Below are 25719 nucleotides of genomic sequence, written 5' to 3'. Positions count from 1 at the left end.
TTGGATCAGGCAGAGCTGCGGCTGACTTCCTGGGTCACGCCCCAGCCGTCGAGCTGGCCGCCCAGAGGCACCACCACCGCTTCCAGATCGCTTTCGAAATCGTCGATGGTGGCGTGGGTGGCGAACATCACCTTGCTGACCTGCAGATGCCAACCACCCTCTTCGTGCGGCATCACCTGGGTATTGAGGGACTCGCCGTGAAACTGGTCCGCAGCGATGCGGGCCTTGCCTTCATCGGCGAAGATGGCGAAGAAGTCGATTGGATGGAAGCGGGCGAAATCGAAGCCGCCCTCCTTCATCCGCTGCAGCAGGTTCAAGCTCACATCATCGGCAAACGACAAGGACATAGGACAACCCTCCTCTGGTTCGGATGATCTTCTCGCCGAAGCGTCGCTACCGACGTCCGGCGAGTCGCGGCTGAGAACTCGAACGGTGCCGCGACCGCCAGGGCTTACGCCTTGCCGATGGCCTCCAGCACGTATCGAGGTAGAGCAAAGGCAGCAGCATGCAGCTCCGGGGTGTAGTAACGGGTCTGGATGCCTGTATCACTGTAGCGCTGCGCCAGGGTTTCGGCATCTTGCCGACGCAAGGTCACGTCCTTGCTGCCCCAGGCGAGGGTCATGACGCCCCCTATGTAGGTAGGCACCGCTGACAGATAAAAGTGCCAGTCGGCGAACAGCCCGGACATCCGGCCGGCGGTGGTCCTGACCTCGTCCAGTTGCAGGAAGGGGGTACCGTTCTGGGCCACCATCACGCCGCCCTCGTTCAGGCAGCGATGGCAGGCCTGGTAGAAGTTCTCCGAGAACAGTACCTCGGCCGGGCCGATGGGATCGGTCGAGTCGGAGATGATGACGTCGTAGCGCTCGGTGGTGTTGGCGACGAAATTCATGCCGTCGTCGATCACCAGGTTCAGCCGCGGATCCTCGAAGGCGCCCGCGGAATGGCCGGGGAAGTGCTCCTTGCACATCTCCACCACCGAGCCGTCGATCTCGACCATGGTGATGTGCTCGACGCCCTGGTGCTTGGCCACTTCGCGCAGGATGCCGCCGTCACCGCCGCCGATGATGAGCACCCGCTTGGGCGCCGGATGGGCCAGCAGGGGCACGTGGGTGAGCATCTCGTGATAGATGAATTCGTCGGCCTCGGTGGTCTGGATGACGCCATCCAGGGCCATGACCTTGCCCAGTACGGCGTTCTGGAAGATCACCAGGTGCTGATGCTCGGTGCGCACCTCGTGCAGCATGCGCTCGACGGTGAAGCGCTGGCCATAGCCGTCGTAGAGGGTTTCCAGGTAGTCGCTCATGTCGATCTCCGCAGGTGGCAGGCCGAGACGAACAATGCCCGGCCAAAAGCCGGGCATTGTAAGAGCTGGATGTGACAGGCTCCAGTGTTGTGCTGGCTAACCCTTGTGGGTGGGCGCGGTGGCCGAGCGATTGCCGCGCGGGCCGGCGGCCGCCCAGGCGATCAGGCCGATCACCGGCAGCACGATGATGAGCACGGTCCAGCCGATCTTGGCGTTGTTGGTGCTGTCGCTGCGGATGACGTTGACGATGGCCCAGATGTCGAGCAGGAAGACAATGAAGCCCAGTACACCGCCGATGGTGGAATTGATCATGTCGCGACTCCCGTTGCGAGGACACAGGTCTCGTCAATTGGGACTGGCAAGGGCGGCGTCGAGTTCGGCCGGCTCGCTTGGCAGCGACGCCGGCCGTGGGTTTCAGGCAAAGGCCGCGAGATCGATGTCGGCGAAGGACACCACGCACGGATGATCGCCGAGCCGGCCACCGGCACGCACCAGGCCGCAGGTCGGCAGACCCGCCTGGCGCGCAGCATCCAGCTCTTCCACCACGTCGGAGAGAAACAGCAGGTCCGCCGGCTCGTGGGTGGTGGCCGAGGCGATGCGCGCATAGGACGCGGCGTCGCGCTTGCCGCCGGTCAGGGTATCGAAATACCCGGAAAACAAAGGGGTGAGATCGCCGTGCTCCGAGCAGCCGAAGATCAGCTTCTGCGCCTGTATCGATCCCGAGGAATAGACGTACAGCGGCAGCCCGGCCGCGTGCCACTGGCGCAACGCCTGGACCGCGTCGGGATAGACGTGCCCCTTGAGGGTGCCGGCGCGATAGCCCTGCTCCCACACCTGCCCCTGCAGGGCCTTGAGCGGGGTGGCCTTGCGGTCGGTGGCGATCCATTCCAGGAGGATGGCGATCACCCGCTCCACGTCGGCATCCAGCTCGCCGGCTTCGGCGCGCACGGCGTCGAGTTGCTCGGCCACCGCCGGCTCTCCGGCATGGGTGCGCACATGAGCCGGCAGGTGCTCGCGGGCATAGGGAAAGAGTACGTCGAAGACGAAGCTGACGGCGCTGGTGGTGCCTTCGATATCGGTCAGGATGGCCTTGATCGTCACGCCTCGACCTCCAGGCGCGGGAAGCGCTGGGCGATGTCGACGCCGGTGAAGTGGGCCACCCAGCCGTCGGGATTGTCGAACAGGCGGATGGCGACAAAGGACGGCGACTCGCTCATGTCGAACCAGTGCGGCGTACCGGCCGGCACCGAGATGAGGTCGTCCTTCTCGCAGAGCACGGCGTAGACCTGGTCGTCGATGTGCAGGGTGAAGAGCCCCTGGCCGGCGACGAAGAAGCGCACCTCGTCCTCGTTGTGCCGGTGCTCTTCGAGGAACTTGGCGCGCAGCGCCTCCTTCTGCGGATGCTCGGGATGCATGCTGATGACGTCGACGGTCTGATAGCCGCGCTCCTGGATGAGGCGATCGATCTCCGGCCGGTAGGCGGCGATCACCTCTTCCTGGCTGGCGCCGGGTGCCACCGGGGCGGTGGCCTGCCAGCGCTCGAAACGCACCCCGACCTCGGCCAGGGTGGCGGCGATGTGCTCGCCATCGCTGATCACCTTCAGCGGCTGGCGCGGTTCGGCATCGTGGTAGACGGTCAGTCGGCTCATGGACGCAGGCTCCGGGTCTTGAGTTCGCATTCGAAGAGGAATTCGAAGGCTTCCACGTGGCGCAGGGCATCGGCCATGCGCGGGCCCCAAGTATAGAGGCCGTGTCCGCGGATCAGGTACCCCACGCAGTCGGGATGCACGTCCAGCCAGGTCTGCACCTTGTCGGCCAGGCGCGGGATGTCCTGGTCGTTGTCGAACACCGGGATCTCCACCCGCACCTCGTGGGTGGTGACGCCGTGCAGCGCCTTCTGCAGCTCGTAGCCGTCCAGCAGCAGGCGATCCCCTTCGAGCTGGCGCGAGAGCACCGTCGAGTTCACCGAATGGGTGTGCAGCACGGCGCCGATCTCCGGCTGCCAGCGATAGAGCTGGGTATGCAGCGCGGTTTCCGCGGACGGCTTTTTGGCCTCTAGCGGCGTGCCATCCAGATCGGTGGCGAGTATATCGTCCAGCTCCAGCTGGCCCTTGTGCTTGCCGGACACGGTCAGCAACAGGCGACTGTCGGACAGCCGCACCGAATAGTTGCTGCTGGTGGCCGGCGACCAGCCGCGGCCATAGAGGAAGCGACCGGCGTCGATGATTTCCCGGGCCAGTTGCTCACGCTGCTGGATCATGGAGGGTTCTCCTAACGGACAAGAGGATGAGGAAGGCCCCCGCCAGCGCCGCCAGGGAGGCGCCGGCAAAGGCGGCAAGGGCACCGGACACCTGCCAGGCATAGCCAGCATACAGCGCGCCGAGCGCCCCGCCAGCCCCAGACAGGGCGGCGTAGAGCGACTGGGCCTGGCCCTGGCGGCGGCGGTCGAAATGGGACTGGACGAACTGGATGGCGGCGGCATGGAAGCAGCCGAAGGTGGCCGCATGCAGCAACTGGGCGAACAGCAGCACCGCCAGGTGATCGGCCAGGGCGCCCAGCAGCAGCCAGCGCCCGGCGGCGATGAGAAAGGCGGCCACCAGCAGGGTGTTGAGCGCCAGCCGCGCCAGCAGCTGCGGCATCACCAGGAAGATCAGCACCTCGGCGACCACCCCCAGCGACCAGAGCTGGCCGATGACGCCGCGGCCATAGCCGAGGTCTTCCAGGTGCAGGGTGAAGACCGTGTAGTAGGGACCGTGGGACAGCTGCATCAGCGCCGCGGCGAGGAAGAAGGCCAGCACCCGCGGCTGGCGCAGGGTGGTCAGGAAGGGCTCGGCCGGCGCCTCGGGGCGCTGGCCCGGATCGACCTTGACCCCCGGCACCGCCAGCGAGGCGAGCAGGATGATCGCCATCACCAGCAGCAGGTAGGCCGGGTAGAGATCCAGACTGACGTATTCGAAGGCCCAGCCGAGTCCCGCCACCGCGGCGATGAAGCCGATGGAGCCCCAGAGGCGGATGCGCCCATAGCGCTGTGGCTGGTCGCGCAGATGGGCCAGGGTGATGGCTTCGAACTGGGGCAGCACCGCATGCCAGAAGAAGGCATGCCCGGCCATGATCAGCGCCAGCCAGGCGAAGCCCTGACCCAGGTAGATGCCGGAAAAGCACAGCAGGGTGCAGGCGGCGCCCAGGCGGACGATGCTCAGCCGGCGGCCGGTGCGATCGGCCAGCCAGCCCCAGAGATTGGGCGCCAGCACCCGCATCAGCATGGGGATGGCCACCAGCTGGCCGATGGCGGTGCCGGAAAAGCCCAGGTGGTGGAAGTACAGCCCCAGGTAGGGCGCCGTGGCCCCCAGCAGCGCGAAGTAGGCGAAATAGAAGCCCGACAGCCGCCAATAGGGAACCGGCATGGTCTGCCCGATCGTCAGAGCTGGGGCAGGACGGGCGTGGCGACCCGCACCTCGGCGTTCTGGGCGCGGTGACGCAAGAGGTGATCCATCAGCACCAGGGCCATCATCGCCTCGGCGATGGGCGTGGCGCGGATGCCCACGCAGGGATCGTGGCGACCCTTGGTGATGATATCCACCGGTTGGCCGTGGACATCGATGGAGCGCCCCGGGGTGGTGATGCTGGAGGTGGCCTTCAGCGCCAGGTGGGCGACGATGGGCTGGCCGGAGGAGATGCCGCCGAGCACGCCACCGGCGTTGTTGGACAGGAAGCCTTCCGGGGTCAGTTCGTCCCGGTGCTCGGTGCCGCGCTGGGCGACGCTGGCGAAGCCGGCGCCGATCTCGACGCCCTTCACCGCATTGACGCTCATCAGCGCATAGGCCAGTTCGGCGTCGAGGCGATCGAAGATCGGCTCGCCCAGCCCCGGCGGCACGCCGTCGGCGACCACGGTGATGCGCGCACCCACCGAGTCCTGGTCGCGACGCAGCTGGTCCATGTAGGCCTCCAGCTCCGGCACCCGGTCCGGATCGGGGCTGAAGAAGGCGTTCTCTTCCACGCTGTCCCAGGTCTTGAAGGGGATCTCGATGGGGCCCAGCTGGCTCATGTAGCCGCGCACCCGGATGCCCTGGGTGGCCAGGTACTTCTTGGCGATGGCGCCGGCCGCCACGCGCATGGCGGTCTCCCGCGCCGAGCTGCGACCGCCGCCGCGGTAGTCGCGCAGGCCGTACTTGTGGTGATAGGCGTAGTCGGCATGGGCCGGGCGGAACAGGTCCTTGATCGCCGAGTAGTCCTTGGACTTCTGGTCGGTGTTGCGGATCAGCAGGCCGATGGCGGTACCGGTGGTGACGCCCTCGAAGACCCCGGAAAGGATCTCCACCTCGTCCGCTTCCTGGCGCTGGGTGGTGTGGCGACTGGTACCGGGCTTGCGCCGATCCAGGTCGCGCTGCAGGTCGGCGAGGTCCAGGGGCAGTCCGGGTGGGCAACCGTCGACGATGGCGACCAGCGCCGGGCCATGGCTTTCGCCGGCGGTGGTGACGGTAAACAGCGTGCCGAGGGTATTGCCGGACATGCGAGGGCTCCGCGCTACGGGTGAAAGGTATAGATTCAAATTGGGAATGGGCGATTTTACACGCGCCGTGGTCTTTTACACGGATTGTGTGCGGGATAGGCCCCCACACCCCAGCTCTCCGGTGCCCTTCCCGCCATGCGTCTGCTGTTCTCCCTGCTGCTGTGCCTCGCCCTGCCCGCCCTCGCCACGGCAGCCGATCCCGTGCTCTATCGTCCCCTCCAGCTCGACAGCGGCAGCGGCGTGCTCAAGGGCAGTCTGATCCTGCCGCGCAGCGACAGGCCGCAACCGGTGGTGCTCTTCGTTTCCGGCTCGGGCCCCATCGATCGCAACGGCAACGGCCCCGGCGCGCGCAATGCCGCCCTGCAGCGGCTGGCCGAGGCCCTGGGCCGGCAGCGGATCGCCAGCGTGCGTTTCGACAAGCGCGGCGTGGCCGAGAGTCGCAGCGCCGAGCCGGACGAGAGTCGCCTCAGCGTGGAGCGCTATGTCGACGACCTGGTCGGCTGGATCCGGCTGCTGCGCGCCGATCCGCGCTTTTCCGCGGTGATCCTGCTCGGTCACAGCGAAGGCGCCCTGATCGCCAGTCTGGCCGCCGACCAGGTGCCGGTCGCCGGGGTGGTGACCCTGGCCGGCAGTGGTCGCCCCATCGACGTGGTGCTGCGCGAGCAGTTGGCGGGCAAGCTGTCGCCGGCCGGCCTGGCCAGCGCCCAGTGGATCATCGACCAGTTGCTGCGCGGCACCCCGGTGCCCGAGGTGCCGAAGGAGTTGCTGGTGCTGTTCCGCCCCAGCGTTCAGCCCTATCTGATCTCGCTGTTCCGCCAGGATCCGGCCAGGGCCTTTGCCGGCATCCACGCGCCGGCGCTGATCGTCCAGGGCACCCATGACATCCAGGTGGAGGTCGACGATGCCCGCGCCCTGCAGCGCGCCAAACCGGATGCGGAATTGGCCATCATTGCCGGCATGAATCACATGCTGCGCATCACCCCGGCGGACTTCCAGGCGCAACTGCCCAGCTACGACAATCCCAACCTGCCGCTGGCCCGCGCGCTGGTCGAGCGCGTGACCGCCTTCGTCGCGCGCTCAGGTTCCCCGCGCGCCGGCCGATAAGCCAGCAAAGGCGCCCAGGCGGCGCACCCGCTGGAGCCCGTCCGTGGAAACCCCCGATCACGCATCACCGGCCGTCGAAGCCGCACCCAACGAACCCCATCCCTGGGCCAGCCTGCCGCCGGAGCGCTTTCAGCTGCTGCGGCTGATGCCCCAGCCGGCGGATCGCCGGGTCGGCGCACGCCCGCTGCGCTTCGTGCAACTCGGCCTGGTCGAGCGCCATGGCGACGAGGAGAGCCTGCTGCGGCTGACGGTGCAGATTCCCGGTCAGCTGCTGCACCGCGAGGTGAACGTGCTGGAGGTCTGGGTCGACCATCGCCAGGGCGAAATCCGCCTCGGCCCCGAGCGGGGTCTGCAGATCGAGCCGGAAGAACGCGGCCTGGGACGCTTCCTGCTGGCGCGGGCGGCCGCCTGGGCACGCCTGCGCTGGAGCCACTACCGGGTGCAGGACCTGCCCCTGGCACGCCGCGACGCCCTCGACGAAGACAGCCGCAAGCGCCGCGACCACGTGCTCGGCGCCCAGGGCTTCACCGTCGAGACAGCGGCGGACGACGAGCGCCAGCAGCTCTGCCGGGCCGCCCGGGTCAGCCAGCTGCGCGAGGACTGGAATGCCGACAAGGTACAGTTGTTGTCGCTGCTGGACGGCGCCACCCTGCTGGAGCAGTGCGATCGGGTGATCGACGAGCGCGATGCCAGTCTGCGCCAGCTGGAGGACCGCATCGCCCTCTATCGCCGCGATGACATCTCGCTGCGCTTCGCCATCGGCTGCCTGGCGGTGTTCTGCCTGTTCCAGGCCGCGCTGCTGATCTGGATGGCGCTGCGCTGAGCGGTCGGGTGCCGCGCCAGGCGCCCTTGCCGACGACCTGTCGGCAGCGCCCAGGCGCCACCCCTCGCCCGAGGCTTGCTCCCCCGCCGGACCCTGCTAACGTAGCCACCCGTTCGCATCCATCCGCCCGGAGTGTCCGCTGTTCATGGTCTCGCCTCTCCTGTTTCGCCCGCGCGCGCCCCTGCGTCTCGCTACCCTCGGCCTGCTGACCGCCCTCGCCGGCTGCCAGTACCTCGGCGAAGAGCAGCCGACCCGCAGCCAGCCGCAACTCAAGGGCAGCCTGCCGCTGCGCGGCCTGGCGCAGACCGCCTCGGTGCGCCGCAATGCCGACGGCCAGCCGCTGATCGAGACCACCACCTTTCACGATGCCCTCTTCGCCCTCGGCTACGTCCATGCCAGCGAGCGCCTGGCGCAGATGGTCGAGCTGCGCCTGCTGGCCCAGGGTCGGCTGGCCGAGGCCTACGGCGAAAGCCGCCTGGACAGCGACAGGTTCATGCGCGCCGTGGACCTGCGCAAGGCCGCCCAGGTGGCCTACGGCAACGCCTCGCCACGGATGAAGACGTTCTTCGAGGTCTATGCCCGGGGGGTCAACGCCTACCTCTATCGCGCCGGCGAGCAGGTCCAGCTGGATGGCCACGACTACCGCGCCGAATACTGGAAAGCCGAAGACAGCGCCCTGCTCTTCGAACTGCTCAACTTCGCCCAGGCGGTGGACCTGCGCAAGGAAACCGCGGCGCTGGCCCTGGCCGCCCAGGTCGGTCCCGAGCGCCTGGCCTGGCTCCTGCCCACCTACCCGGACGAACCCCTGCCGGACGAGGAGATCGCCAAGCTGCGCGGCCTGAATCTGCACGGCCAGCTGCCAGGGCTCGAGGCCCTGCTGCAGGTCCAGCGGCAACTGGCGGAGCAGCCGCCCTTCGGCGGCCCCACCGGTACCGCCTGGGCGGCAACCCCGGGGCATACCCGCAGCGGCCGCAGCCTGCTCGCGGTGGACAAGGTCAGCGCCGTCGGCCAGTCGCCCTTTACCCTGGTGACCCTGAGGGCGCCGCGCTTCGAGGCCGTGGGTACCACCCTGCCCGGCCTGCCGCTGCTGCTCGACGGCTACAACGGCAAACTGGCCTGGGGCGCCGCGACCCTGATGGGCGACAGCCAGGACCTCTACCTCGAACGCCTGCAACGCCGGGGCGGTCGCCTGCAGGTGCAGAGCGGCGGTCAGTGGCAGCCGGCCGGCGAGCGGGTGGAGACCTTTTTCGTCCGCGGTGAAAAGCCGCGGCGCGAGACCCTCTATACCAGTCCGCGCGGTCCGCTGCTGAATCTGGCCCTGGCGCCGGATGCCAATGGCTACGGCCTGGCCCTGCGCAGTAGCCGCCTGGAAGCCGACAAGAGCCTGGACGCCCTCTTCGACCTCTCCCGCGCCAAGGACGTGGAGCGCGCCTTCGAACTGGCTCGCGACCTGCGCGCCAGCGACTGGAACCTGGTGTTCGCCGATGCCGAGCACATCGGCTGGCAGGTGACCGGGCGCTATCCCAATCGCCGCAGCGGCCTGGGTCTGCTGCCCTCGCCCGGCTGGGACGAGCGCTACGCCTGGGATGGCTACGCCGATCCCATGCTGCACCCCTATGACCAGGATCCGGCCCAGGGCTGGCTGGGCGCCGCCAACCAGCGCGTGGTACCGCGTGGCTACGGCATGCAGCTGTCCAGCAACTGGTCGGGCCCGGAGCGCCAGGAGCGCCTGGCGCAACTGGCCGGACGTTCGGCGCGCCTCGATAGCCGCGACGCCATGGCCCTGCAGCAGGACCAGACCACCACCCTGGCCGCCAAGCTCAAGACCCAGCTCAACGCTCCCGGCTTCGCCGCGCCGCTGCGTCAGGCCATCGCCGGCCTGTCGGCGGGCCAGCGCCAGCAGGCGGAAGAGGCCCTGCGCCGTCTGCAGGGCTTCGACGGCCGCCTGGCTGCCGGCTCCGGGGATGCGGCGCTCTACGAAGTCTTCCTCCAGACCCTCGCCGAACAGACCTTCGCCGACGAACTGGGCGGTACCAGGAGTCCGGCCTGGCAGGCCTTCACCACCCTCAGCGATACCGGCTACAACGCCATCGTCGATCACCTCCTGGCGCGCGACGACAGCCCCTACTGGGATGACGTCAGCACCGGTACCCATGAAGACAAGCCGGCGATCTTCGCCCGCGCCCTGGCCGGGGCCATCGCGACCTGCGAAGCCCGGCTGGGCAGCGATCGCGCCAGCTGGCAGTGGGGCCGCCTGCACCGCCAGGACGGTAACGCCAGCGGTGGCGACGGCTCGACCCTGGATCTGACCGCCAGCCACTGGGGCGGTAACGATCAGGTCTGGCTGGCGCCAGCGCTGCGTCTGGTGGTGGACTTCGGCCTGGCCGAACCCGTGCAGGCGAGCCAGGCCGGCACCCCGGGCAAGGGCTGGACCCGCGGGCAATACCAGAGCCTGCCGCTACAGCCGCAGAATCTGGAGCGCGTCTATGGGCGCGACCGCCTATTGCTGATCCCGCAGAAGTAGTCCTCCTCTGGCAACCCGCGACTTGGCGCGGGTTTTGCCCCGCTTCTGACAGACCTCAGCCGGCGTCGCCCCTTTCCGCCGCGCCGCGGACCGCTGCAGAGGCGCTATCCGGCGGGTGCGTGGGCAAGGAAAGCGCCCGGTGATGGTGCCGTGCCTGTCACCATAATGGTGCAGGCTCTAGTCGAGACGCCCATAGCGGTGCACAGAGAGGCACCCTGCGTCTGTCAGCCGCCGGAGACGCCATGCCTGCCCAGCCTTCCCCCCACGCCGCGCCTCTCTGGGTCGCGGGTTCGGACGCTCCGGAAAAGCCGGAGCTCAATCTGGGCTTCCTGCCCCTGAGCGATGCCGCCTCGCTGATCGTGGCAGCGACCCAGGGCTTTGGCGAACCCCATGGCCTGACGCTCAATCTGCACCGCCAACCCTCCTGGTCGGCGCTGCGCGACAACCTGCTCAACGGCCAGCTCGATGCCGCGCACTGCCTCTACGGCCTGGTCTATGGCGCCCATCTCGGCTTGGGCGGCGCTGCCGCCACGCCGATGGCGGTGCTCATGAGCCTGGCGCAAAACGGTCAGAGCCTCAATCTGGCACGCAGCCTGACCCGGGAAGGCGTCCGGGACACAGCGTCCCTGGTCGAGCGGATCCGCCATCCAGACGCCAGACCGCTGACCCTGGCGCACACCTTTCCCACCGGCACCCATATCTTCTGGCTCTACTACTGGCTGGCCGCCCAGGGCATCCATCCCCTGCAGGACGTGCGTACCGCCCTGGTGCCGCCACCGCAGATGCCCGAGCACCTGGCCGCCGGCCGGGTCGACGGCTTCTGCGTCGGCGAGCCCTGGGGCGCCGCCGCCGTGGCCCGTGGCCAGGGCTTCACCCTGACCACCACCCAGGCGATCTGGCCGGACCACCCGGAAAAGGTGCTGGCGTGCACCGGCCACTTCGCCGAACGCTATCCCAACACCGCCCGGGCGCTGATCCGCACCCTGCTCGACGCCAGTCGCTTCATCGAGGAGAGTCGCGAGAATCGCCTGGGCACCGCCCAGCTGATCAGCGGCGCCGACTATGTGGACACCGACCCGGCGCTGCTCGCCCAGCGCTTTCTCGGCCACTACGAGGACGGCCTCGATGGCCACTGGGAAGACCAGCACCCCCTGGCCTTCCATCGCCAGGGCGCGGTCAATCCACCCTATCTCTCCGATGGCCTCTGGTTTCTCACCCAGTTCCGCCGCTGGGGCCTGTTGCGCGAGGATCCGGACTACCTGGCCATCGCCGAGGCCGTGCAATGCACCGAGCTGTACCGGCAGGCCGCCACCGACCTGGGGCTGGTGGTGCCACCGACCCGGCGCAGCAGCACCCTGTTCGACGGTCGCACCTGGGACGGCAGCGACCCGGCCGGATACGCCCGCAGCTTCGCCATCCACGCGCTCAGCGATCACTAGGGAGAACGACCTTGCGCATCTTGCTCATCGACGACACCCCCAAGCAGGTCGGCCGTCTCAAGGCCGCGCTGATCGAAGCCGGTTTCGAGGTCATCGAGGAATCCGGTCTAACCATCGACCTGCCCGCGCGCATCGAGGCCCTGCGCCCGGACGTCATCCTGTTCGATACCCAGTCGCCCGGTCGCGACGTCATGGAGCAGGTCTGCCTGGTCACCCGCGACCGGCCACGCCCCATCGTCATGTTCACCGACGAGCACGATCCGGCGGTGATGCGCCGGGCCATCCAGTCCGGGGTCAGCGCCTACATCGTCGAGGGCATCCAGACCAGTCGCCTGCAGGCGATCATCGATGTGGCCCGCGCCCGTTTCGAGACCGACCAGGCCCTGCGCGCCGAACTCCAGGCCCGCGAGCAGCAGTTGCTGGAACGCAAGAAGGTCGATCAGGCCAAGGGTCTACTGATGAAGATGCGTGGCTGCAGTGAAGACGAGGCCTACACCCTGATGCGCCGCCAGGCCATGAGCAAGCAGCAGAAGCTGATCCAGGTGGCCGACCAGATCATCGCCATGAGCGAATTGCTTGGCTGAAATACCTTGTAACACTCTGGCAATCCGCGCTACCTAGACTTGCGCTCCCCTTTCCAAAGAGCTCTAGCATGCGCCTTGCCACCCATACCTTCGTCTTTGGTCTCCTGCTCGCCCCCCTGGCCCAGGCGGCTGCTGTCCCCTCCCAGGCCTTCCTGACCGAACTGGACCACGCCGGTCAGAGTGGTCCCTTCGCTCAGTTGCACGGACGCCAGCGCCAATTGCTGGTTCAACGTCTGCGTCAGGCTGCGCAGCCCTTCGATCAGGCAGGTATCGCGCACGTCCGCCAACGCGCGCCGCTGGCCGACGAGGCCTGGTTGAGCGCCCAAGGCTACGACTTCGCTAAGACGCCCTTGCAGCAGGCCGATATCCAGCTGCTGGAAGGCTTCAACCACCTGCCTGCCAGCCTGCTCACCGCCAGCACCGCTACCGTTGCCCGGATCAATCACGACGCCTCCCCAGCGCTGCAGGATCGGGCAGTGCTGGATGCCGACGGCATCGCCTATCTCTACTACCTGGCCGATGCGCTCGGGCCGCGCCTGGGCAATGCCTTTCTCGACGCCTACGAAGGCGGCAAGTTGGGTAAGGCCGCGGCGCTGATCAAGGCCTCGGAGGTCAGCACCGCGCCGGCCAAACAGCATTTCGACTATCCACGACCCTTCCTGCGTCTGGAAAAACCGGTGACCCTGGTCGCGGATCGTGTGGTACTTGCCAACGGCGCGCCCTATACCGCCTCGGCGGGAGCCTTCCCCAGTGGCCACAGCACCGTGGGTTATACCGACAGCCTGCTGCTGGCCGCCATGCTGCCCGAGCGCGCGGCAGCGCTGCTCGCCCGTGGTGCGGGCTACGGCTATTCGCGTCAGGTACTGGGGGTGCATTATCCGCTGGACGTGATCGGCGGGCGCATGATCGCCCAGTACAACGTCGCCCATTACCTGGCCGATTCGCGCTATCGCCAGCTCTTCGACGAGGCGCGTGACCAATTGCGCACCGCCCTGACCCAGGCCTGCGGAATGGCGCTGGCCAAGTGCGCCGCGGACGCAGGCGCTCAGGACCCCTGGGATGGCAGCAACGCCCGCACCTTCGCCCGCTACACCCTGGATTACGGTCTGCCCGCGGCGCACGCTGGGGGTTATCCTGTCGCCGTGCCCAAGCGCGCGGCTATGCTCGCCGAGCCGCTCCTGCCGCAGCTATCCTCGGCGCAACGCCTGGAGCGCCTGAGCAAGGTCGACAGCGCCGCCGAACTGGGGCTGGATAACGCGGGGCAGGGTCAGTGGCAGCGCCTCGATCTGCTCGGGGCTCTGCCGCGCCCCTAGACCCCAGGTAGCGACGGTAAAAGTCCTCGACAAGCGCAGCGACCTGCGGCTAATGTCCGCTGCAGGTCACCTCCTGTGACCCACGTCGCTCGGACGGTTCCGGGCGCTTACGTACTTCGAGGAACGCATGACTGATTCCAGTCCCGTGCGCCGCTTTGCGCGCATCGATCGCCTGCCCCCCTACGTCTTCAACATCACCGCCGAACTCAAGATGGCCGCGCGCCGTCGCGGTGAGGACATCATCGACCTGTCCATGGGCAACCCCGACGGGCCGACACCGCCGCACATCGTCGAGAAGCTCTGCCAGGTCGCCCAGCGCGAAGACACCCACGGCTACTCCAGCTCCAAGGGCATTCCCCGCCTGCGGCGCGCCATCTCCCACTGGTACCGCGACCGCTACCAGGTGGAGATCGATGCCGACAGCGAAGCCATCGTCACCATCGGCTCCAAGGAAGGCCTGGCGCACCTGATGCTGGCCACCCTGGATGCCGGCGACACCGTGCTGGTGCCCAATCCGAGCTACCCCATCCACATCTACGGCGCGGTGATCGCCGGGGCCCAGGTGCGTTCGGTGCCCCTGGTGCAGGGCATGGACTTCTTCGCCGAACTGGAGCGGGCCATCCGCGAAAGCATTCCCAAGCCGAAGATGATGATCCTCGGCTTCCCCTCCAATCCCACCGCCCAGTGCGTGGAGCTGGACTTCTTCGAGCGCGTGGTGGAACTGGCCAAGCGCTACAACGTACTGGTGGTGCACGACCTGGCCTATGCCGACATCGTCTTCGACGGCTGGCAGGCGCCCTCCATCATGCAGGTGCCCGGCGCCAAGGACATCGCGGTGGAATTCTTCACCCTGTCCAAGAGCTACAACATGGCCGGCTGGCGAATCGGCTTCATGGTCGGCAACCCCGAGCTGGTCGCCGCCCTGGCGCGAATCAAGAGCTATCACGACTACGGCACCTTCACCCCGTTGCAGGTAGCGGCCATCGCCGCCCTGGAAGGCGACCAGCAATGCGTGCGCGACATCGCCCAGCAGTACCAGCAGCGCCGCGATGTCCTGGTGCGCGGCCTGCACGAGGCCGGCTGGATGGTGGAGAATCCCAAGGCGTCGATGTATGTCTGGGCCAGGATCCCCGAGTCCTATGCCCACCTGGGATCGCTGGAATTCGCCAAGAAGCTGCTGGCCGAGGCCAAGGTCTGCGTTTCGCCGGGACTGGGCTTCGGTGACTATGGCGACGACCATGTGCGTTTCGCGCTGATCGAGAACCAGGACCGCATCCGCCAGGCGGTGCGCGGCATCAAGCAGATGTTCCGCGCCGACGGCCTGCTGCCCAAGGCGGCCACGCGCAAATCCGGCGTCGAGCCGGCCTGAGCCTTCGCCGCGCAGGCGACCGGCGGCGCGGCGAATTCTTGTCAGTCCGGGCGTTCCAAGCTATAAGCCGCTAGTGACCTCCCGGGATATCGCCATGCTGAAAGGCCTGTTCAATCTGCTCAAATCGCCCTCCGCGGACGATCTCAAGCTGGCCGCGAGCATCAACAACTCCTACAAGTCCATGCGTGTGGTCGGCCGCGGCACCCTGCGCATCGATCCGGCGGAAATCTTCGACTCCCCCGAATTCAAGGAAGACCTGGACCGCGCCCGGCGGCTCATCAACCGCTGATGTTCCTGCTGCTGCTCCTGCCGATCCTGGTCAGTGGTTTTCTCGTCTGCCACAAGCACCCGCTGTACTTCTATCGCCTGCATCGCTACGAGGGCCAGTACCTCTATCTGCAGAGCGCCCGTTTCGGACTGTTCTGCACCCTGCTCGCCGTGATTCTGCACCTGGGCATCGCGCAAGTCCTGCAGGGGCACAGCTGGTCCTGGGGTGACCGGACCTTCTCTCTCGACTACTTCGCCGGTCTCGCCGAGCTGCTGCGCCGCACCGGCACCCTGGAGGATCCGCTGCAGGCCGCCTGGATCCTGCTGGTGACGGTGACCGCCCTGCTGATTCCCACGGCCTGGGCCACGCTGGCGCGCTGGACCATCAAGCGCAAGTACGGCCTGAGCGAGGACAACTATCGCACCTTCATCCTCGCCGGCATCCTCAAGGACAGTCCGCTGGACGATCTGCTGATGACCGCCTCCATCAACAAGGAGACGCTAATGCTGACCCTGGAGGAGCGCAAGGTGTACGTCGGCCGCATCACCACCCTGGGCGAACCGAGCGAAACGGAAGGCGCCGACCAGGACGTCTGCATCAAGCCGATCATGAGCGGCTACCGCGACAAGGACAAACTCTGGGTGACCTTCACCACCCACTATGCGGACAAGGGCAAGGACATCTACCTGACCCTGAAACAGAGCCAGATCGTCTCGGCGACGCGCTTCGATTTCGATGCCTATGAAGCGTTTCGCTCAAGCGTAAGCCGCGACTGATCTGGCTTCGCGCACTTTCTTCAGGGAACGTATGACTTTTTAGGCAGGTCCCATTTTGCAGGCGCGTTCACTGCCCAGCGGTGATGCCCTTCCCTAACTGCCCAAGAAAATCAGGAGCACGTCCATGACGCCCATGCTGAAGAAAGCCTCCAGCCTGTCCCTCGCCATCCTGCTGGCTGCCGGTGCCGGTCTGGCCCAGGCAGCCGACAAGCTGTCTCCGGCCCAGTTCGTCGATGACGCCTCGGCCAAGGGCATCGCCGAGATCGAAGCGGCCAAGCTGGCCCTCGACAAGAGCCAGTCCCAGGACATCAAGACCTTCGCCCAGACCATGATCGACGACCACACCAAGGCCAACGAGCAGCTCAAGAGCCTGGCCCAGCAGAAGAAGCTGGAAGTCTCCAGCGACGCCGAGCTGATGGACAAGGCCAAGGCCATGATCCTGCAGGTGCGTGACGACTCTTTCGACCGCTCCTATGCCAACAACCAGGTCGTGGCCCACGAGCAGACCATCGAGATCTTCCGTAACGAAGCCAAGACCAGCGACGACGCCGAGCTGAAGGCCTTCGCCGAGAAGACCCTGCCGAAGCTGGAGCATCACCTCCAGGAAGCCAAGGCGCTGCAGACCAAGTACGCGAAGAAGTAGTACTGGCCGTAGGTTGGGTTGAGGCGGCTTCGCTATGCTCAACCCAACCTACAGGTACTGTCGCGGCCATGGTTTTGGCATGACTGCTCGTCAGGCCAAGCCGATTCACACGTCATAGTGCTCGGCGCCATGGGGCGCCAATAGAGGGCGAAGGTGTGGCGTAGCGCCCAATCCTTGGGCGGCAATCTCCTCCGATACCCGGCTCCGATCCTGCCAGGCCCCGTCTGGACAGGACTCGCGCGACTTGGCTTCGCTCTTGCAGAGACCCTGGTAGCGGTGGCCAACGGCGGTCACCCCAACCGACAAAGGCGTCAGTTCACCTCCCGGCAACGGGCAAGGGTGACTGGCGCCTTTTTCATGCCCGTGACGTGCCCGAGGTGCCTCCATGAGTCCCAGTTTCTGGAAAGCCGGCCATGCGCCGACCCTGTTCGCCGCCTTCCTCTACTTCGACCTGAGCTTCATGGTCTGGTACGTGCTCGGCCCCATGGCCGTGCAGATCGCCACCGACCTGCAGCTGACTACCCAGCAGCGCAGCATGATGGTGGCCACGCCCATTCTCGCTGGCGCCGTCCTGCGCCTGATCCTGGGCTTCGTCGCCGATCGGCTGTCGCCCAAAACCGCCGGCATCATTGGCCAGGTGGTCGTGATCCTGGCGCTGCTGGTGGCCTGGCAGCACGGCGTGCACAGCTATGAGCAGACTCTGGTGCTGGGCCTGTTCCTCGGTTTCGCCGGTGCCTCCTTCGCCGTGGCCCTGCCGCTGGCCTCCCAGTGGTATCCGCCGCAGCACCAGGGCAAGGCCCTGGGCATCGCCGGCGCCGGCAACTCCGGCACGGTGTTCGCCGCCCTCTTCGCCCCGGCGCTGGCGAAGGCCTTTGGCTGGACCAACGTGTTCGGCTTCGCGCTGATTCCGCTGATCCTGACCCTGGTGGTCTTCGTGCTCTGCGCCCGCAACGCCCCGGAACGCCCGGCACCGAAGAAGCTGGCGGACTACGGCCGCGCCCTGGGCGACCAGGACAGCTGGTGGTTCATGTTCTTCTACAGCGTGACCTTTGGCGGCTTCCTCGGCCTTGCCAGCACCCTGCCCGGCTACTTCCATGACCAGTACGCCCTGGAGCCCGTGATCGCCGGCTACTACACCGCGGCCTGCGTCTTCGGTGGCAGCCTGATGCGGCCCCTGGGCGGCGCCCTGGCCGACCGCATCGGCGGGATCCGCGCGCTGCTCGGCATGTACACCGTGGCGGCCATCTGCATCGCCGCCGTGGGCTTCCACCTACCCAGCGCCATGGCGGCCCTGGCGCTGTTCGTGGTGGCCATGCTCAGCCTGGGCGCCGGCAACGGCGCGGTGTTCCAGCTGGTGCCCCAGCGCTTCCGCAAGGAAATCGGCGTCATGACCGGGCTGATCGGCATGGCGGGCGGCATCGGCGGCTTCGCCCTCACCGCCGGCCTGGGCGCGGTCAAGCAGGCCACTGGCGACTATCAGCTGGGCCTCTGGCTGTTCGCCGCCCTCGGCGTGCTCGCCTGGTTCGGCCTGCTCAGCGTCAAGCGCCGCTGGCGCACCACCTGGGGCTCGGCTGCCGTTACCGCGGCGCGGGTCTGAGGGAAAACCGGCGGCCAGGGGCCGCCGGTTTCTATTCAGGGGGCGGGACGCACATAGCTGGTCAGCACGTGGTCCCGCCAGACGCCGTCGATCTCCAGATAGCGCCGCGCCAGGCCCTCGCGCTCGAAGCCGAGCGTGGTCAGCAGATGGGCGCTGCGGAGGTTCTCCGGCAGATGATTGGCCATGATCCGGTTCAGGCCCAGCTCGGCGATGACGAAGTCCCGTCCCAGGCGGACGGCGCTGCGCATCAGCCCCCGCCCCTGCCAGGCCGCATCCAGGCCGTAGCCCAGGTAGCAGGCCTGGAAACCGCCACGGACTATCTGGCTGAAATTCACCGTGCCTATGACCAGCGGGCCCGCTCGCAGCACCAGGCGCAACTCGCTAAGACCCGGTCCGCCGGCGCGATAGGCGGCCGCCTGTCCCTGCCATTGCGCCAGGGTATAGAAGGCGTCGGAGCGTCGCGGCATCGATAGCGCCAGGTGCTGGCGATTGCGCCGATAATAGTCGGCTACCACGGCGGGATCGGCCAGGGTCAGGTCGATCAGTTCCACCGCCTTGGTCACGGCGAAACGGGGCGGATACTGCAGTGGGACGCTCAGGGCAGTCATGGCTTCACCTGCGGCGGCAGCTCGTAGACCCAGGTGGCGCAGCGCTGCCCGTCCGGACCTTCCCGATCGTTTTCCAGTACCCGGACGCGCCGAAAACCCACCCGCTCGGCAAGGCGCTGGCTGGAGACGTTGGCGGCCGAGGTGGTGAGAAAGAGCCCCGCCGCCCCCCGCTGCTCGGCGAAATACCGCAATGCGGCGGTCATCAGGCCCTGACCGGTATGCAGGCTGTGCAGCCAATAGCCGATCTCGAAGCGCCGCCCGCCGTCCAGTGGCGTGAGCCCCAGGCAGCCGAGCAGTTCGTCACCGCGCACCAGGAAGTAGCGTTTCTCACCCTGGGCCAGGGTGAAGGCGCCGCGTGCCGCGAGCAGGCTGTCGCGGGCCTGGGCGACGGTGGTCCGTTCGCGCGCCCAGCCGAGGAAGCGCCGGTGCTCGGCATAGCTCCAGTTCAGGGCGTCGGCGAAGGCCGCGGCCAGACGCGGTTGCGGCCAGACCAGCTCGAAGTCGTGCAGGGCGATACGCGGTGGAAAATTCATGGCGCGGTCCCGAATTCCAGACGCGGCACGGCGGCCAGCAGGCGCTGGGTCATGGCGTGAGCGGGCGCGCGCAGTACCCGTTCGGCGCTGCCCTGTTCGACGATGCGACCGCCGTCCATGACCGCGATGCGATCGGCCAGGTACTCGACCACGCCGAAGTTGTGGGTGATGAACAGATAGGCCAGCCCGCGCTCCGCCTGGAGTTCACGCAAGAGATCGAGGATCTGCGCCTGCACCGAGACGTCCAGCGCCGAGGTGGGTTCGTCGCACACCAGTACCTGCGGCTCGACGATCAGCGCCCGGGCGATGGCGATGCGCTGCCGCTGGCCGCCGGAGAATTCATGGGGAAAGCGCTGCAGGGTGTCACTCGGCAGCCCGACCCGCTCCACCAGGGCGGCGGCCCGTCTCTGGCGCTCGGCGGCGTCCAGCTCCGGGCGCAGGGCCAGCAGTCCCTGCTCCAGGGTCGCAGCGATGCGCATGCGCGGATCCAGGGAGGCGAAGGGATCCTGGAAGACGATCTGGATCTGCCGCCGTAGCCGCTGCAGGGTGCGTCCATCGGCCGTGAGCAGCTCCGCGCCGCCCAGGCGGGCACTGCCGCCGATGCGCGGCCCATCGAGCAGGCGCAGCAGGGCCTTGCCGGTGGTGGTCTTGCCGCACCCGGATTCGCCCAGCAGGGCCAGGGTCTCGCCGGCGCGCAGGTCGAAGCTCACCCCGTCCACCGCCCTGACCCAGTTCCGCGTCCGGCCCCAGGCCCCGCGGCGGAGCGGATAGTGCACCGCCAGGTCGCGTACCTCCAGCAAGCACTCGCCCGGGGTTCGCGCGGGCAATGTGCGGGGTACTCCTGCCAGGGTCTGGCCGCGCTTGGCGAAGGTGGGAATGGCGGCGAACAGCTCGCGGGCATAGGGATGCCGGGGCGCCTGGAAGAAGTCCGCCGCCGGCGCGCTCTCGACGATCTCGCCGTGGCGCATCAGGGCCACGTGATGCGCCACCCGGCGCACCACCGCCAGGTCGTGGGTGATCAGCAGGATGGCCATGCCCAGTTCGCGCTGGATGTCGGCCAGCAGCGCGAGGATCTGCGCCTGGACGGTGACGTCCAGCGCCGTGGTGGGCTCGTCGGCGATCAGCAGATCCGGCTCGGCGGCCAGCGCCAGGGCGATCATGATGCGCTGCTTCTGGCCACCGGAGAACTGGAAGGGGTAGTCGTCGATCCGTCGCTCCGGCTCGGGAATGCCCACCCGCCTTAGCCACTCCACCACCCGGGCGCGGGCGGCGGCGCCGCGCAACTCGGTATGGGCGCGCAGGGTTTCCTCGATCTGCTCGCCGATGCGCATGACCGGATTCAGGCTGGTGGCGGGTTCCTGGAAGATGGTGCCGACGCGCCCGCCGCGCAGCTCGCGCAGGCGTCCTTCCGGCAGGCGATGCAGGTCGGTGCCGGCCAGCAGCGCAGCGCCCCGGGCGATGCCCAGCGACGGTGGCAGCAAGCGCAACAGCGAAAGCGCCGTGACGCTCTTGCCACTGCCCGATTCTCCGACCAGGGCGAAGGTCTCGCCGCGGGCGATGGCCAGGCTCAGGCCGCGGACCGCCTGGCGCATGCCCTCCTCGCCCTCGACCAGGATCTCCAGGTCGCGAATTTCCAGCACCGGGGTCATGGCTGCACCTCACCCTGGCCGGGGCGGCGCCTGAGCCAGGCGGACCTCAGCCGGCGACTGCGCGGATCGAAGGCGTCGCGCACGGCATCGGCGAACAGATTGGCCGCCAGCACCAGGGCCAGCATGAAGGCGAAGGCGCTGAGCAGGTTCCACCAGATCATCGGGCTGCGGGACATCTCGGTACGGGCGTCGTTGATCATGGAGCCGAAGGAATTCATGGTCGGATCGACGCCGATGCCCAGGTAGGACAGCACCGCCTCGTAGAGCACCAGGCTGGAAAACTCCAGGGTCAGGGTGATGAGCACCAGGTAGAAGACGTTGGGCAGCAGGTGCCGGCGCAGGATGGTGAAGTGGGAGACGCCGAAGGCCCGCGCCGCCTGTACGTATTCCAGCTCGCGCAGCTTGAGCGCCTCGGCGCGCAGCAGGCGGCAGAGGCCGGCCCAGCCGGTGAGGCCGAGGATCAGACAGAGCATGAAGAGGCGCAGGTCGGCGCGCGCCGCGCCGGTGTCGAACAGCTCCGGGTGGCGGTCGATGAACACCTGCATCATCAGCACGCAGGCCGCCACCAGCAGTACCCCGGGGATGGAGGTCAGGGTGGTGTAGAGGTAGGTGATGACGTCATCCACCCGGCCCTTGAAGTAACCGGCGGCCAGGCCGAAGACGATCGCCGGCGGCAGCATGGCCAGAGTGGTCAGGCTGCCGATGACGAAGGCGGTGCGGATGCTCTTGAGCGACTGGTAGAGGACATCATTGCCGGTGCCGTCGGTGCCCAGCACATGGTAACCGCTGGCCAGGGCGATCACGCTGCCGGCCACCAGGCAGACGCCCAGCCAGGTCAGCAGGATGGCGCGCCAGGGCGTGGCGGTCTGGCCCCGGAGGATGAGTCCGCAGCGGCTGGCGAAGCTCGCCGGCTCGCGCAGCCGCGCCGCCGCCAGGGCCAGGGTCGCCAGGGCCAGCACCCCACCGCCCAGCAGTCCCAGCGCGAGTCGACGCAGCACGTCGCCGCGCCACTCACGGGCGGGATCGTTCAATGTGGTACCCGCATGTTTGAGGCGCGGAAAGTCCCGCAGCGGCAGGCCCTCGGCGCTGGTGCCCAGGGTTTCCTTGGTGAACTGGTGGGTGGCCAGCGGCGCGGAATAGGTCTTCTCGCGCTGGGTCAGACTGGTCTCGGCCAGCAGGCCGTCGAGGGCCGAGAGCACCGTGGGCGAATAGATGGGCGCCGAGGCACCGGGCGTGGCGGGCAATTGGGGCCGGTAGTGCACCGAATCCAGCAGGGCGATGGCGACGAAGCTGGCCAGGACCACGGCCGCGCTCATCGCCGGGGCATCCTGCAGCACCCGCCGCCAACTGGCGCGCAGGGCCGGCTGGCGACGGGCACGCCAGGCGTACAACAGGCTGCCGGCCACCAGCAGGTAGAGGGCGAGGTCGGTCCAGAGCAAGACGAATTTCGGCATGGCGGCTACCTGAAGCGAACGCGCGGATCGGCGAAGGTGTAGGACAGGTCCGCCAGGATCAGGCCGACGATGTAGAGCACCGACCCCAGGAACACCATGGTGCGGACCACGGCGAAGTCCTGGCCGTTGATGGCGTCGATGGTGTAGCTGCCCAGGCCTGGAATGCCAAAGAAGGATTCGGCGATCAGGCTGCCCATGATCAGCAGCGGAATGGCCGAGACTACCCCGGTGAGAATCGGCAGCGCCGCGTTGCGCAGCACGTGGCGCAAGAGTACCTGGCGCTCGGCCAGGCCCTTGGCGCGGGCGGTGCGCACATAATCCTTGCCGATCTCTTCGAGAAACAGCGCGCGATAGAAGCGCGCCTGGCTGCCGAGGCCGGATATCACCGCCACCAGCACCGGCAGTGCCAGGAAGCGCAACAGATTCCAGCCTTCTTCATAGCCCGAGAAGGGCACCAGGCGCAGGGTCTTCGCGAACAGCCACTGGCCGGCGATGATGTAGAACAGCGATGAGATCGACAGCAGCACCACGCAGAGCACCACGCCCCAGAAATCCAGCCGAGTGGCGCGAAAGAACACCAGCAGCAGGGCGAAACCGACGCTGGCCACCAGGCCGAGTACGAAGGTCGGCAGCGCCAGCGCCAGGCTCGGTCCGGCGCGCTCGGCGATCTCCCGGCCGATGCCGCGGCCGCTGTCGGAGGTGCCGAAGTCGAATACCAGCAGACTGGCCGACCGTTCGAAGAAGAGCGTATCGGTTAACTGCTCCGTTCCTTCACGGGTGGTATTAATGAGCAGCGGCTTGTCGTAGCCGTGCTCCGCCTTCCAGTCCTCGATGGCTTCGGCGGTGACGTACTTGCCGCCGATGGCCAGGCGCGCCATGTCGTCCGGGGTGTTGACGGTAAAGAACAGCAGGAAGGTCAGCAGATTCACGCCGATGAGGATGAGCACGCCATAGGCCAGGCGCCGCAGCAGATAGCCGATCATGGCCGCCCCTCCCCGTTGCCGTCGCCAAAGGCGGTCTGGCGCTCACGGCGCCGGAGGCTGCGCCAGGCCGGCCAGATCAGCAGCAGCCCCAGGCCCAGCAGCAGCCACAGCGGCCAGAGCACCGGCCGGTTCCACTCCAGCACCTTGCGCTCGCGCAGCGCCGGGTCCAGGCGCAGATAGCGCAGCTGATCGCGCACCATCTGGGTCGGCTTGGCGTTGTAGACCCATTGCTGATAGGCCCCGGCCGACAGGGGATTCCAGCCGAACAGCCAGGGCGCGTCCTGCTGTACGAGGGCGACCATGCGCCGGATCAGGGCGACCTTTTCCGGTCCGTCATCGAGACTTTTCATCTGCTCGAACAGCCGGTCGTAGTCGGCATTGCTGTAGTTGCCGGCATTCTCGCCACCGTGCTTGGCCTTGCCCTGGGGACCATAGAAGAGAAAGAGGAAGTTCTCGGCATCGGGATAGTCGGCGTTCCAGCCCCAGAAAAAGATCTGCGCCGCGCCTTTGCGCATCTTGTCCTGGAATCTGTTGTAGTCCGAGCCGCGCAGTTCCAGCTGGATGCCCAACTTGGCGGTCTGCTGGCGCATCCAGTCGAACATGGCGCTGTCGCCGCTGGTCTGGGCGTCGTATTGCAGGATCAGCGGCCGCCCGCTCCTGGCGTCGCGGCCATCCGGATAGCCGGCCTCGGCCAGCAGTTGCCGGGCCTCTTCGATGGGCCGCCGCTCGGGCTTGCCAGCCACCATTCGATAGACCACGGGGTTGCTGCCGGCCGGCGGCGCTTCATAGCCCAGCACGCCCGGCGGCAGCGGGCCATTGGCGACCAGGCCGTTGCCGTTGAGAAAGACGGTGATGTAGCTCTCCCAGTCGAAGGCGATCGACAGCGCCTGGCGCAGCTTGCGATTGCGTTCCTGTTGATCGGGCGTGGCGCCCTGCCCCACTACCGGATCCAGCCAGTTGAAACCCAGGTACCAGTTGGACGCCTCCACCGCGGTGGGCAACTTGAGGCCGCGCTCGCGATAGAGCTCGGCGGAATCGGCCGAATCGCCGGCCTTGGTGCGCAGCGCCACGCCATACTCGCCGCGCTCGACCTGGGGGGTGTCGTAGTAGCCCTGGATGAACTTGCCCATCAGCGGCACCCCTTCCTTTTCCAGGCTGAACACCGCGCGATCGATCAGCGGCATGGGCTTGCCGCAGTCGTCCAGTCGGCCCGCCTCGCGATCCTCGGGTTCCCCTTCGCAAGGATAGGGATCGGGGTGATAGTTGGGATTGCGCTCCAGCACATGGCGGCGATTGGGAATGGATTCGGCCAGCCGATAGGGCCCGGTGCCCACCGGCCAGCTGTTGAAGCCGAGGTTGTGCTCGGCCATGCCCGGCTGACTGTAGAAGCGATCCGCCTCCCAGGGCACCGGCGCGGCGAAGGTCATGGCCAGCCAGTAGTTGAACTGGGGGTACTTGCCGATCACCCGCAACCGCAGGGTGTGGTCGTCCAGTACTTCCACGCCAGGCAGGTCGCCCTGGCGCAAGTCCAGCCAGGGCAGCGACGCCCCCCTGGGCAGGCCGGCGCGCAGGGCCTTGTCGGCGGCGCGCAGGCCATCGCCAAAGGCCTGCATGCCCACCAGGTGCTCGGCGAAGATGGCATAGCTGGGCGAGACCAGCCGCGGACTGGCCAGGCGTCGCAGGCCGTAGGCGTAGTCGGCAGCGGTCAGGGCGCGGCTGCCGGTCTCGGGAAAGTCGGGGATCTGGTAGCGATCGGCCAGGTCTGCGGGCTGGATCGGGAAATAGCGGTAATGGCCCTGGGCATCGCGGGCGAAGGCCGGATGGGGCGCGTAGCGGGCGTCGTGGCGGATAGGGATGTCGTAGACGCTCTGGGCGATCTGCGCGGCCGGTGCGTCATCCGGCAGGCGCCGGCCCTGGGCATCCAGGTAGTAAGGCGTGACCACCCGCTCGGCCCCCCGGGAGATCAGCTCGTAGGGCCGCTTGAAATAATGATAGCCGTAGAGGGGTTCATAGATGTTGTAGGTGAAGTTGGTCTCGTCGCCGGAATAGGAACTGGCCGGATCCAGGTACTTCGGCGAACGGGTGGTGAAGGCGGTGTAGAGGGTATTCTGGCCTTCGGCTCCGGCGCGGTAGGGGCTGTTGATCGGCGTATCGGGTGAACAGCCACCGAGCAGCGCCAGGGTCAGCAGTGCGAGGAGTTGTCTGGACAGTCTGGGCATCGCGTTCCTGCACCGAAAGG

25 protein-coding genes are annotated in these 25719 nt (G+C 67.5%); 11 read left to right on the top strand and 14 right to left on the bottom strand.

Annotated features, from left to right (window positions below):
• Positions 1–5: 5 nt before the first annotated feature.
• The 8 genes from EC839_RS02980 to aroC form a co-directional block, all read right to left on the bottom strand.
• The gene (locus tag EC839_RS02980; protein ID WP_017642187.1) at positions 6–347 is read right to left on the bottom strand and encodes a ribonuclease E inhibitor RraB; all 342 of its coding nucleotides are present in this window, start codon (positions 345–347) and stop codon (positions 6–8) included.
• A gap of 104 nt (positions 348–451) precedes the next feature.
• The gene (speE, locus tag EC839_RS02975) at positions 452–1303 is read right to left on the bottom strand and encodes a polyamine aminopropyltransferase (protein WP_027599880.1); all 852 of its coding nucleotides are present in this window, start codon (positions 1301–1303) and stop codon (positions 452–454) included.
• 96 nt (positions 1304–1399) lie between these two features.
• Entirely contained in the window at positions 1400–1612 is a 213-nt protein-coding gene (locus EC839_RS02970) for a PLD nuclease N-terminal domain-containing protein (RefSeq protein WP_372237634.1), read from the bottom strand.
• A gap of 105 nt (positions 1613–1717) precedes the next feature.
• Positions 1718–2404 carry an acireductone synthase gene (gene mtnC / locus EC839_RS02965; RefSeq protein WP_132832138.1) on the bottom strand — a complete coding sequence of 229 codons (687 nt, stop codon included), beginning with the start codon at positions 2402–2404 and terminating at the stop codon, positions 1718–1720.
• Positions 2401–2952 carry an acireductone dioxygenase gene (locus EC839_RS02960; RefSeq protein WP_017642184.1) on the bottom strand — a complete coding sequence of 184 codons (552 nt, stop codon included), beginning with the start codon at positions 2950–2952 and terminating at the stop codon, positions 2401–2403. Before EC839_RS02960 ends, mtnC begins: the two co-directional genes overlap by 4 nt.
• Complete coding sequence (locus tag EC839_RS02955) at positions 2949–3563, bottom strand: methylthioribulose 1-phosphate dehydratase (protein WP_027601863.1); 615 nt, start codon at positions 3561–3563, stop codon at positions 2949–2951. Before EC839_RS02955 ends, EC839_RS02960 begins: the two co-directional genes overlap by 4 nt.
• The gene (locus EC839_RS02950; RefSeq protein WP_132832137.1) at positions 3547–4707 is read right to left on the bottom strand and encodes an MFS transporter; all 1161 of its coding nucleotides are present in this window, start codon (positions 4705–4707) and stop codon (positions 3547–3549) included. The genes EC839_RS02955 and EC839_RS02950 overlap by 17 nt, the downstream gene beginning before the upstream one ends.
• A gap of 14 nt (positions 4708–4721) precedes the next feature.
• On the bottom strand, positions 4722–5813 hold the full coding sequence (gene aroC / locus EC839_RS02945; protein ID WP_132832136.1) for a chorismate synthase: 1092 nt from the start codon (positions 5811–5813) through the stop codon (positions 4722–4724).
• 135 nt (positions 5814–5948) lie between these two features.
• Between aroC and EC839_RS02940 the strand changes: the two genes are divergently transcribed.
• From EC839_RS02940 to EC839_RS02890, 11 genes are all read left to right on the top strand, one after another.
• On the top strand, positions 5949–6917 hold the full coding sequence (locus EC839_RS02940; RefSeq protein WP_132832135.1) for an alpha/beta hydrolase: 969 nt from the start codon (positions 5949–5951) through the stop codon (positions 6915–6917).
• A gap of 43 nt (positions 6918–6960) precedes the next feature.
• Positions 6961–7740: a hypothetical protein gene (locus EC839_RS02935; RefSeq protein WP_027599887.1), complete on the top strand. Its 780-nt coding sequence runs from the start codon at positions 6961–6963 to the stop codon at positions 7738–7740.
• Between the two features lie 145 nt (positions 7741–7885).
• Positions 7886–10264 (top strand): penicillin acylase family protein, encoded by a 2379-nt coding sequence (locus tag EC839_RS02930; RefSeq protein WP_132832134.1) that lies wholly within the window; start codon positions 7886–7888, stop codon positions 10262–10264.
• Positions 10265–10506: 242 nt separating this feature from the next.
• Positions 10507–11703: a CmpA/NrtA family ABC transporter substrate-binding protein gene (locus EC839_RS02925; RefSeq protein WP_132832133.1), complete on the top strand. Its 1197-nt coding sequence runs from the start codon at positions 10507–10509 to the stop codon at positions 11701–11703.
• Between the two features lie 11 nt (positions 11704–11714).
• Positions 11715–12287, top strand: a complete 573-nt coding sequence (locus EC839_RS02920) for an ANTAR domain-containing response regulator (RefSeq protein ID WP_027599890.1) — start codon at positions 11715–11717, stop codon at positions 12285–12287.
• Positions 12288–12355: 68 nt separating this feature from the next.
• Positions 12356–13600 carry a phosphatase PAP2 family protein gene (locus EC839_RS02915; RefSeq protein WP_132832132.1) on the top strand — a complete coding sequence of 415 codons (1245 nt, stop codon included), beginning with the start codon at positions 12356–12358 and terminating at the stop codon, positions 13598–13600.
• 127 nt (positions 13601–13727) lie between these two features.
• A complete protein-coding gene (gene alaC, locus EC839_RS02910; RefSeq protein WP_132832131.1) occupies positions 13728–14969 on the top strand; it encodes an alanine transaminase in 1242 nt (413 codons plus the stop codon).
• 94 nt (positions 14970–15063) lie between these two features.
• Positions 15064–15258 carry a hypothetical protein gene (locus EC839_RS02905; RefSeq protein WP_007159025.1) on the top strand — a complete coding sequence of 65 codons (195 nt, stop codon included), beginning with the start codon at positions 15064–15066 and terminating at the stop codon, positions 15256–15258.
• Positions 15258–16013 carry a hypothetical protein gene (locus EC839_RS02900; protein ID WP_132832130.1) on the top strand — a complete coding sequence of 252 codons (756 nt, stop codon included), beginning with the start codon at positions 15258–15260 and terminating at the stop codon, positions 16011–16013. Before EC839_RS02905 ends, EC839_RS02900 begins: the two co-directional genes overlap by 1 nt.
• Before the next feature lie 124 nt (positions 16014–16137).
• Entirely contained in the window at positions 16138–16656 is a 519-nt protein-coding gene (locus EC839_RS02895) for a DUF4142 domain-containing protein (protein ID WP_132832129.1), read from the top strand.
• A gap of 385 nt (positions 16657–17041) precedes the next feature.
• Positions 17042–18253 (top strand): NarK/NasA family nitrate transporter, encoded by a 1212-nt coding sequence (locus EC839_RS02890; protein ID WP_132832128.1) that lies wholly within the window; start codon positions 17042–17044, stop codon positions 18251–18253.
• A gap of 35 nt (positions 18254–18288) precedes the next feature.
• Here the strand turns inward: EC839_RS02890 and EC839_RS02885 are convergent, their stop codons facing one another.
• Genes EC839_RS02885 through EC839_RS02860 form a run of 6 tightly spaced genes read right to left on the bottom strand, consistent with a single transcriptional unit; the run spans position 18289 to position 25699 of the window.
• Positions 18289–18861 (bottom strand): GNAT family N-acetyltransferase, encoded by a 573-nt coding sequence (locus EC839_RS02885; protein WP_132832127.1) that lies wholly within the window; start codon positions 18859–18861, stop codon positions 18289–18291.
• Positions 18858–19394, bottom strand: a complete 537-nt coding sequence (locus tag EC839_RS02880; RefSeq protein WP_132832126.1) for a GNAT family N-acetyltransferase — start codon at positions 19392–19394, stop codon at positions 18858–18860. Before EC839_RS02880 ends, EC839_RS02885 begins: the two co-directional genes overlap by 4 nt.
• Positions 19391–21043 carry an ABC transporter ATP-binding protein gene (locus EC839_RS02875; RefSeq protein WP_132832125.1) on the bottom strand — a complete coding sequence of 551 codons (1653 nt, stop codon included), beginning with the start codon at positions 21041–21043 and terminating at the stop codon, positions 19391–19393. Before EC839_RS02875 ends, EC839_RS02880 begins: the two co-directional genes overlap by 4 nt.
• The gene (locus tag EC839_RS02870; RefSeq protein WP_132832124.1) at positions 21040–22497 is read right to left on the bottom strand and encodes an ABC transporter permease; all 1458 of its coding nucleotides are present in this window, start codon (positions 22495–22497) and stop codon (positions 21040–21042) included. The genes EC839_RS02875 and EC839_RS02870 overlap by 4 nt, the downstream gene beginning before the upstream one ends.
• 5 nt (positions 22498–22502) lie before the next feature.
• Positions 22503–23480: an ABC transporter permease gene (locus tag EC839_RS02865; RefSeq protein WP_132832123.1), complete on the bottom strand. Its 978-nt coding sequence runs from the start codon at positions 23478–23480 to the stop codon at positions 22503–22505.
• Positions 23477–25699, bottom strand: a complete 2223-nt coding sequence (locus EC839_RS02860; RefSeq protein ID WP_132832122.1) for an ABC transporter substrate-binding protein — start codon at positions 25697–25699, stop codon at positions 23477–23479. The genes EC839_RS02865 and EC839_RS02860 overlap by 4 nt, the downstream gene beginning before the upstream one ends.
• Positions 25700–25719 lie beyond the last annotated feature (20 nt).

Source organism: Pseudomonas sp. JUb52 (assembly GCF_004341115.1).
Classification (GTDB): Bacteria; Pseudomonadota; Gammaproteobacteria; order Pseudomonadales; family Pseudomonadaceae; genus Chryseomonas; species Chryseomonas oryzihabitans.
This window is presented reverse-complemented; position numbering and strand designations above follow the sequence as displayed.

What these genes read in the sequence shown, in the direction of transcription:
- EC839_RS02860 (WP_132832122.1), bottom strand. Translation starts at nt 25,699, where the DNA reads ATGCCCAGACTGTCCAGACAACTCCTCGCACTGCTGACCCTGGCGCTG.
- EC839_RS02895 (WP_132832129.1), top strand. Translation starts at nt 16,138, where the DNA reads ATGACGCCCATGCTGAAGAAAGCCTCCAGCCTGTCCCTCGCCATCCTG.
- EC839_RS02980 (WP_017642187.1), bottom strand. Translation starts at nt 347, where the DNA reads ATGTCCTTGTCGTTTGCCGATGATGTGAGCTTGAACCTGCTGCAGCGG.
- EC839_RS02880 (WP_132832126.1), bottom strand. Translation starts at nt 19,394, where the DNA reads ATGAATTTTCCACCGCGTATCGCCCTGCACGACTTCGAGCTGGTCTGG.
- EC839_RS02915 (WP_132832132.1), top strand. Translation starts at nt 12,356, where the DNA reads ATGCGCCTTGCCACCCATACCTTCGTCTTTGGTCTCCTGCTCGCCCCC.
- speE (WP_027599880.1), bottom strand. Translation starts at nt 1,303, where the DNA reads ATGAGCGACTACCTGGAAACCCTCTACGACGGCTATGGCCAGCGCTTC.
- EC839_RS02890 (WP_132832128.1), top strand. Translation starts at nt 17,042, where the DNA reads ATGAGTCCCAGTTTCTGGAAAGCCGGCCATGCGCCGACCCTGTTCGCC.
- EC839_RS02875 (WP_132832125.1), bottom strand. Translation starts at nt 21,043, where the DNA reads ATGACCCCGGTGCTGGAAATTCGCGACCTGGAGATCCTGGTCGAGGGC.
- EC839_RS02905 (WP_007159025.1), top strand. Translation starts at nt 15,064, where the DNA reads ATGCTGAAAGGCCTGTTCAATCTGCTCAAATCGCCCTCCGCGGACGAT.
- EC839_RS02865 (WP_132832123.1), bottom strand. Translation starts at nt 23,480, where the DNA reads ATGATCGGCTATCTGCTGCGGCGCCTGGCCTATGGCGTGCTCATCCTC.
- EC839_RS02870 (WP_132832124.1), bottom strand. Translation starts at nt 22,497, where the DNA reads ATGCCGAAATTCGTCTTGCTCTGGACCGACCTCGCCCTCTACCTGCTG.
- EC839_RS02950 (WP_132832137.1), bottom strand. Translation starts at nt 4,707, where the DNA reads ATGCCGGTTCCCTATTGGCGGCTGTCGGGCTTCTATTTCGCCTACTTC.
- EC839_RS02960 (WP_017642184.1), bottom strand. Translation starts at nt 2,952, where the DNA reads ATGAGCCGACTGACCGTCTACCACGATGCCGAACCGCGCCAGCCGCTG.
- EC839_RS02925 (WP_132832133.1), top strand. Translation starts at nt 10,507, where the DNA reads ATGCCTGCCCAGCCTTCCCCCCACGCCGCGCCTCTCTGGGTCGCGGGT.
- EC839_RS02900 (WP_132832130.1), top strand. Translation starts at nt 15,258, where the DNA reads ATGTTCCTGCTGCTGCTCCTGCCGATCCTGGTCAGTGGTTTTCTCGTC.
- EC839_RS02955 (WP_027601863.1), bottom strand. Translation starts at nt 3,563, where the DNA reads ATGATCCAGCAGCGTGAGCAACTGGCCCGGGAAATCATCGACGCCGGT.
- aroC (WP_132832136.1), bottom strand. Translation starts at nt 5,813, where the DNA reads ATGTCCGGCAATACCCTCGGCACGCTGTTTACCGTCACCACCGCCGGC.
- alaC (WP_132832131.1), top strand. Translation starts at nt 13,728, where the DNA reads ATGACTGATTCCAGTCCCGTGCGCCGCTTTGCGCGCATCGATCGCCTG.
- EC839_RS02885 (WP_132832127.1), bottom strand. Translation starts at nt 18,861, where the DNA reads ATGACTGCCCTGAGCGTCCCACTGCAGTATCCGCCCCGTTTCGCCGTG.
- EC839_RS02930 (WP_132832134.1), top strand. Translation starts at nt 7,886, where the DNA reads ATGGTCTCGCCTCTCCTGTTTCGCCCGCGCGCGCCCCTGCGTCTCGCT.
- EC839_RS02940 (WP_132832135.1), top strand. Translation starts at nt 5,949, where the DNA reads ATGCGTCTGCTGTTCTCCCTGCTGCTGTGCCTCGCCCTGCCCGCCCTC.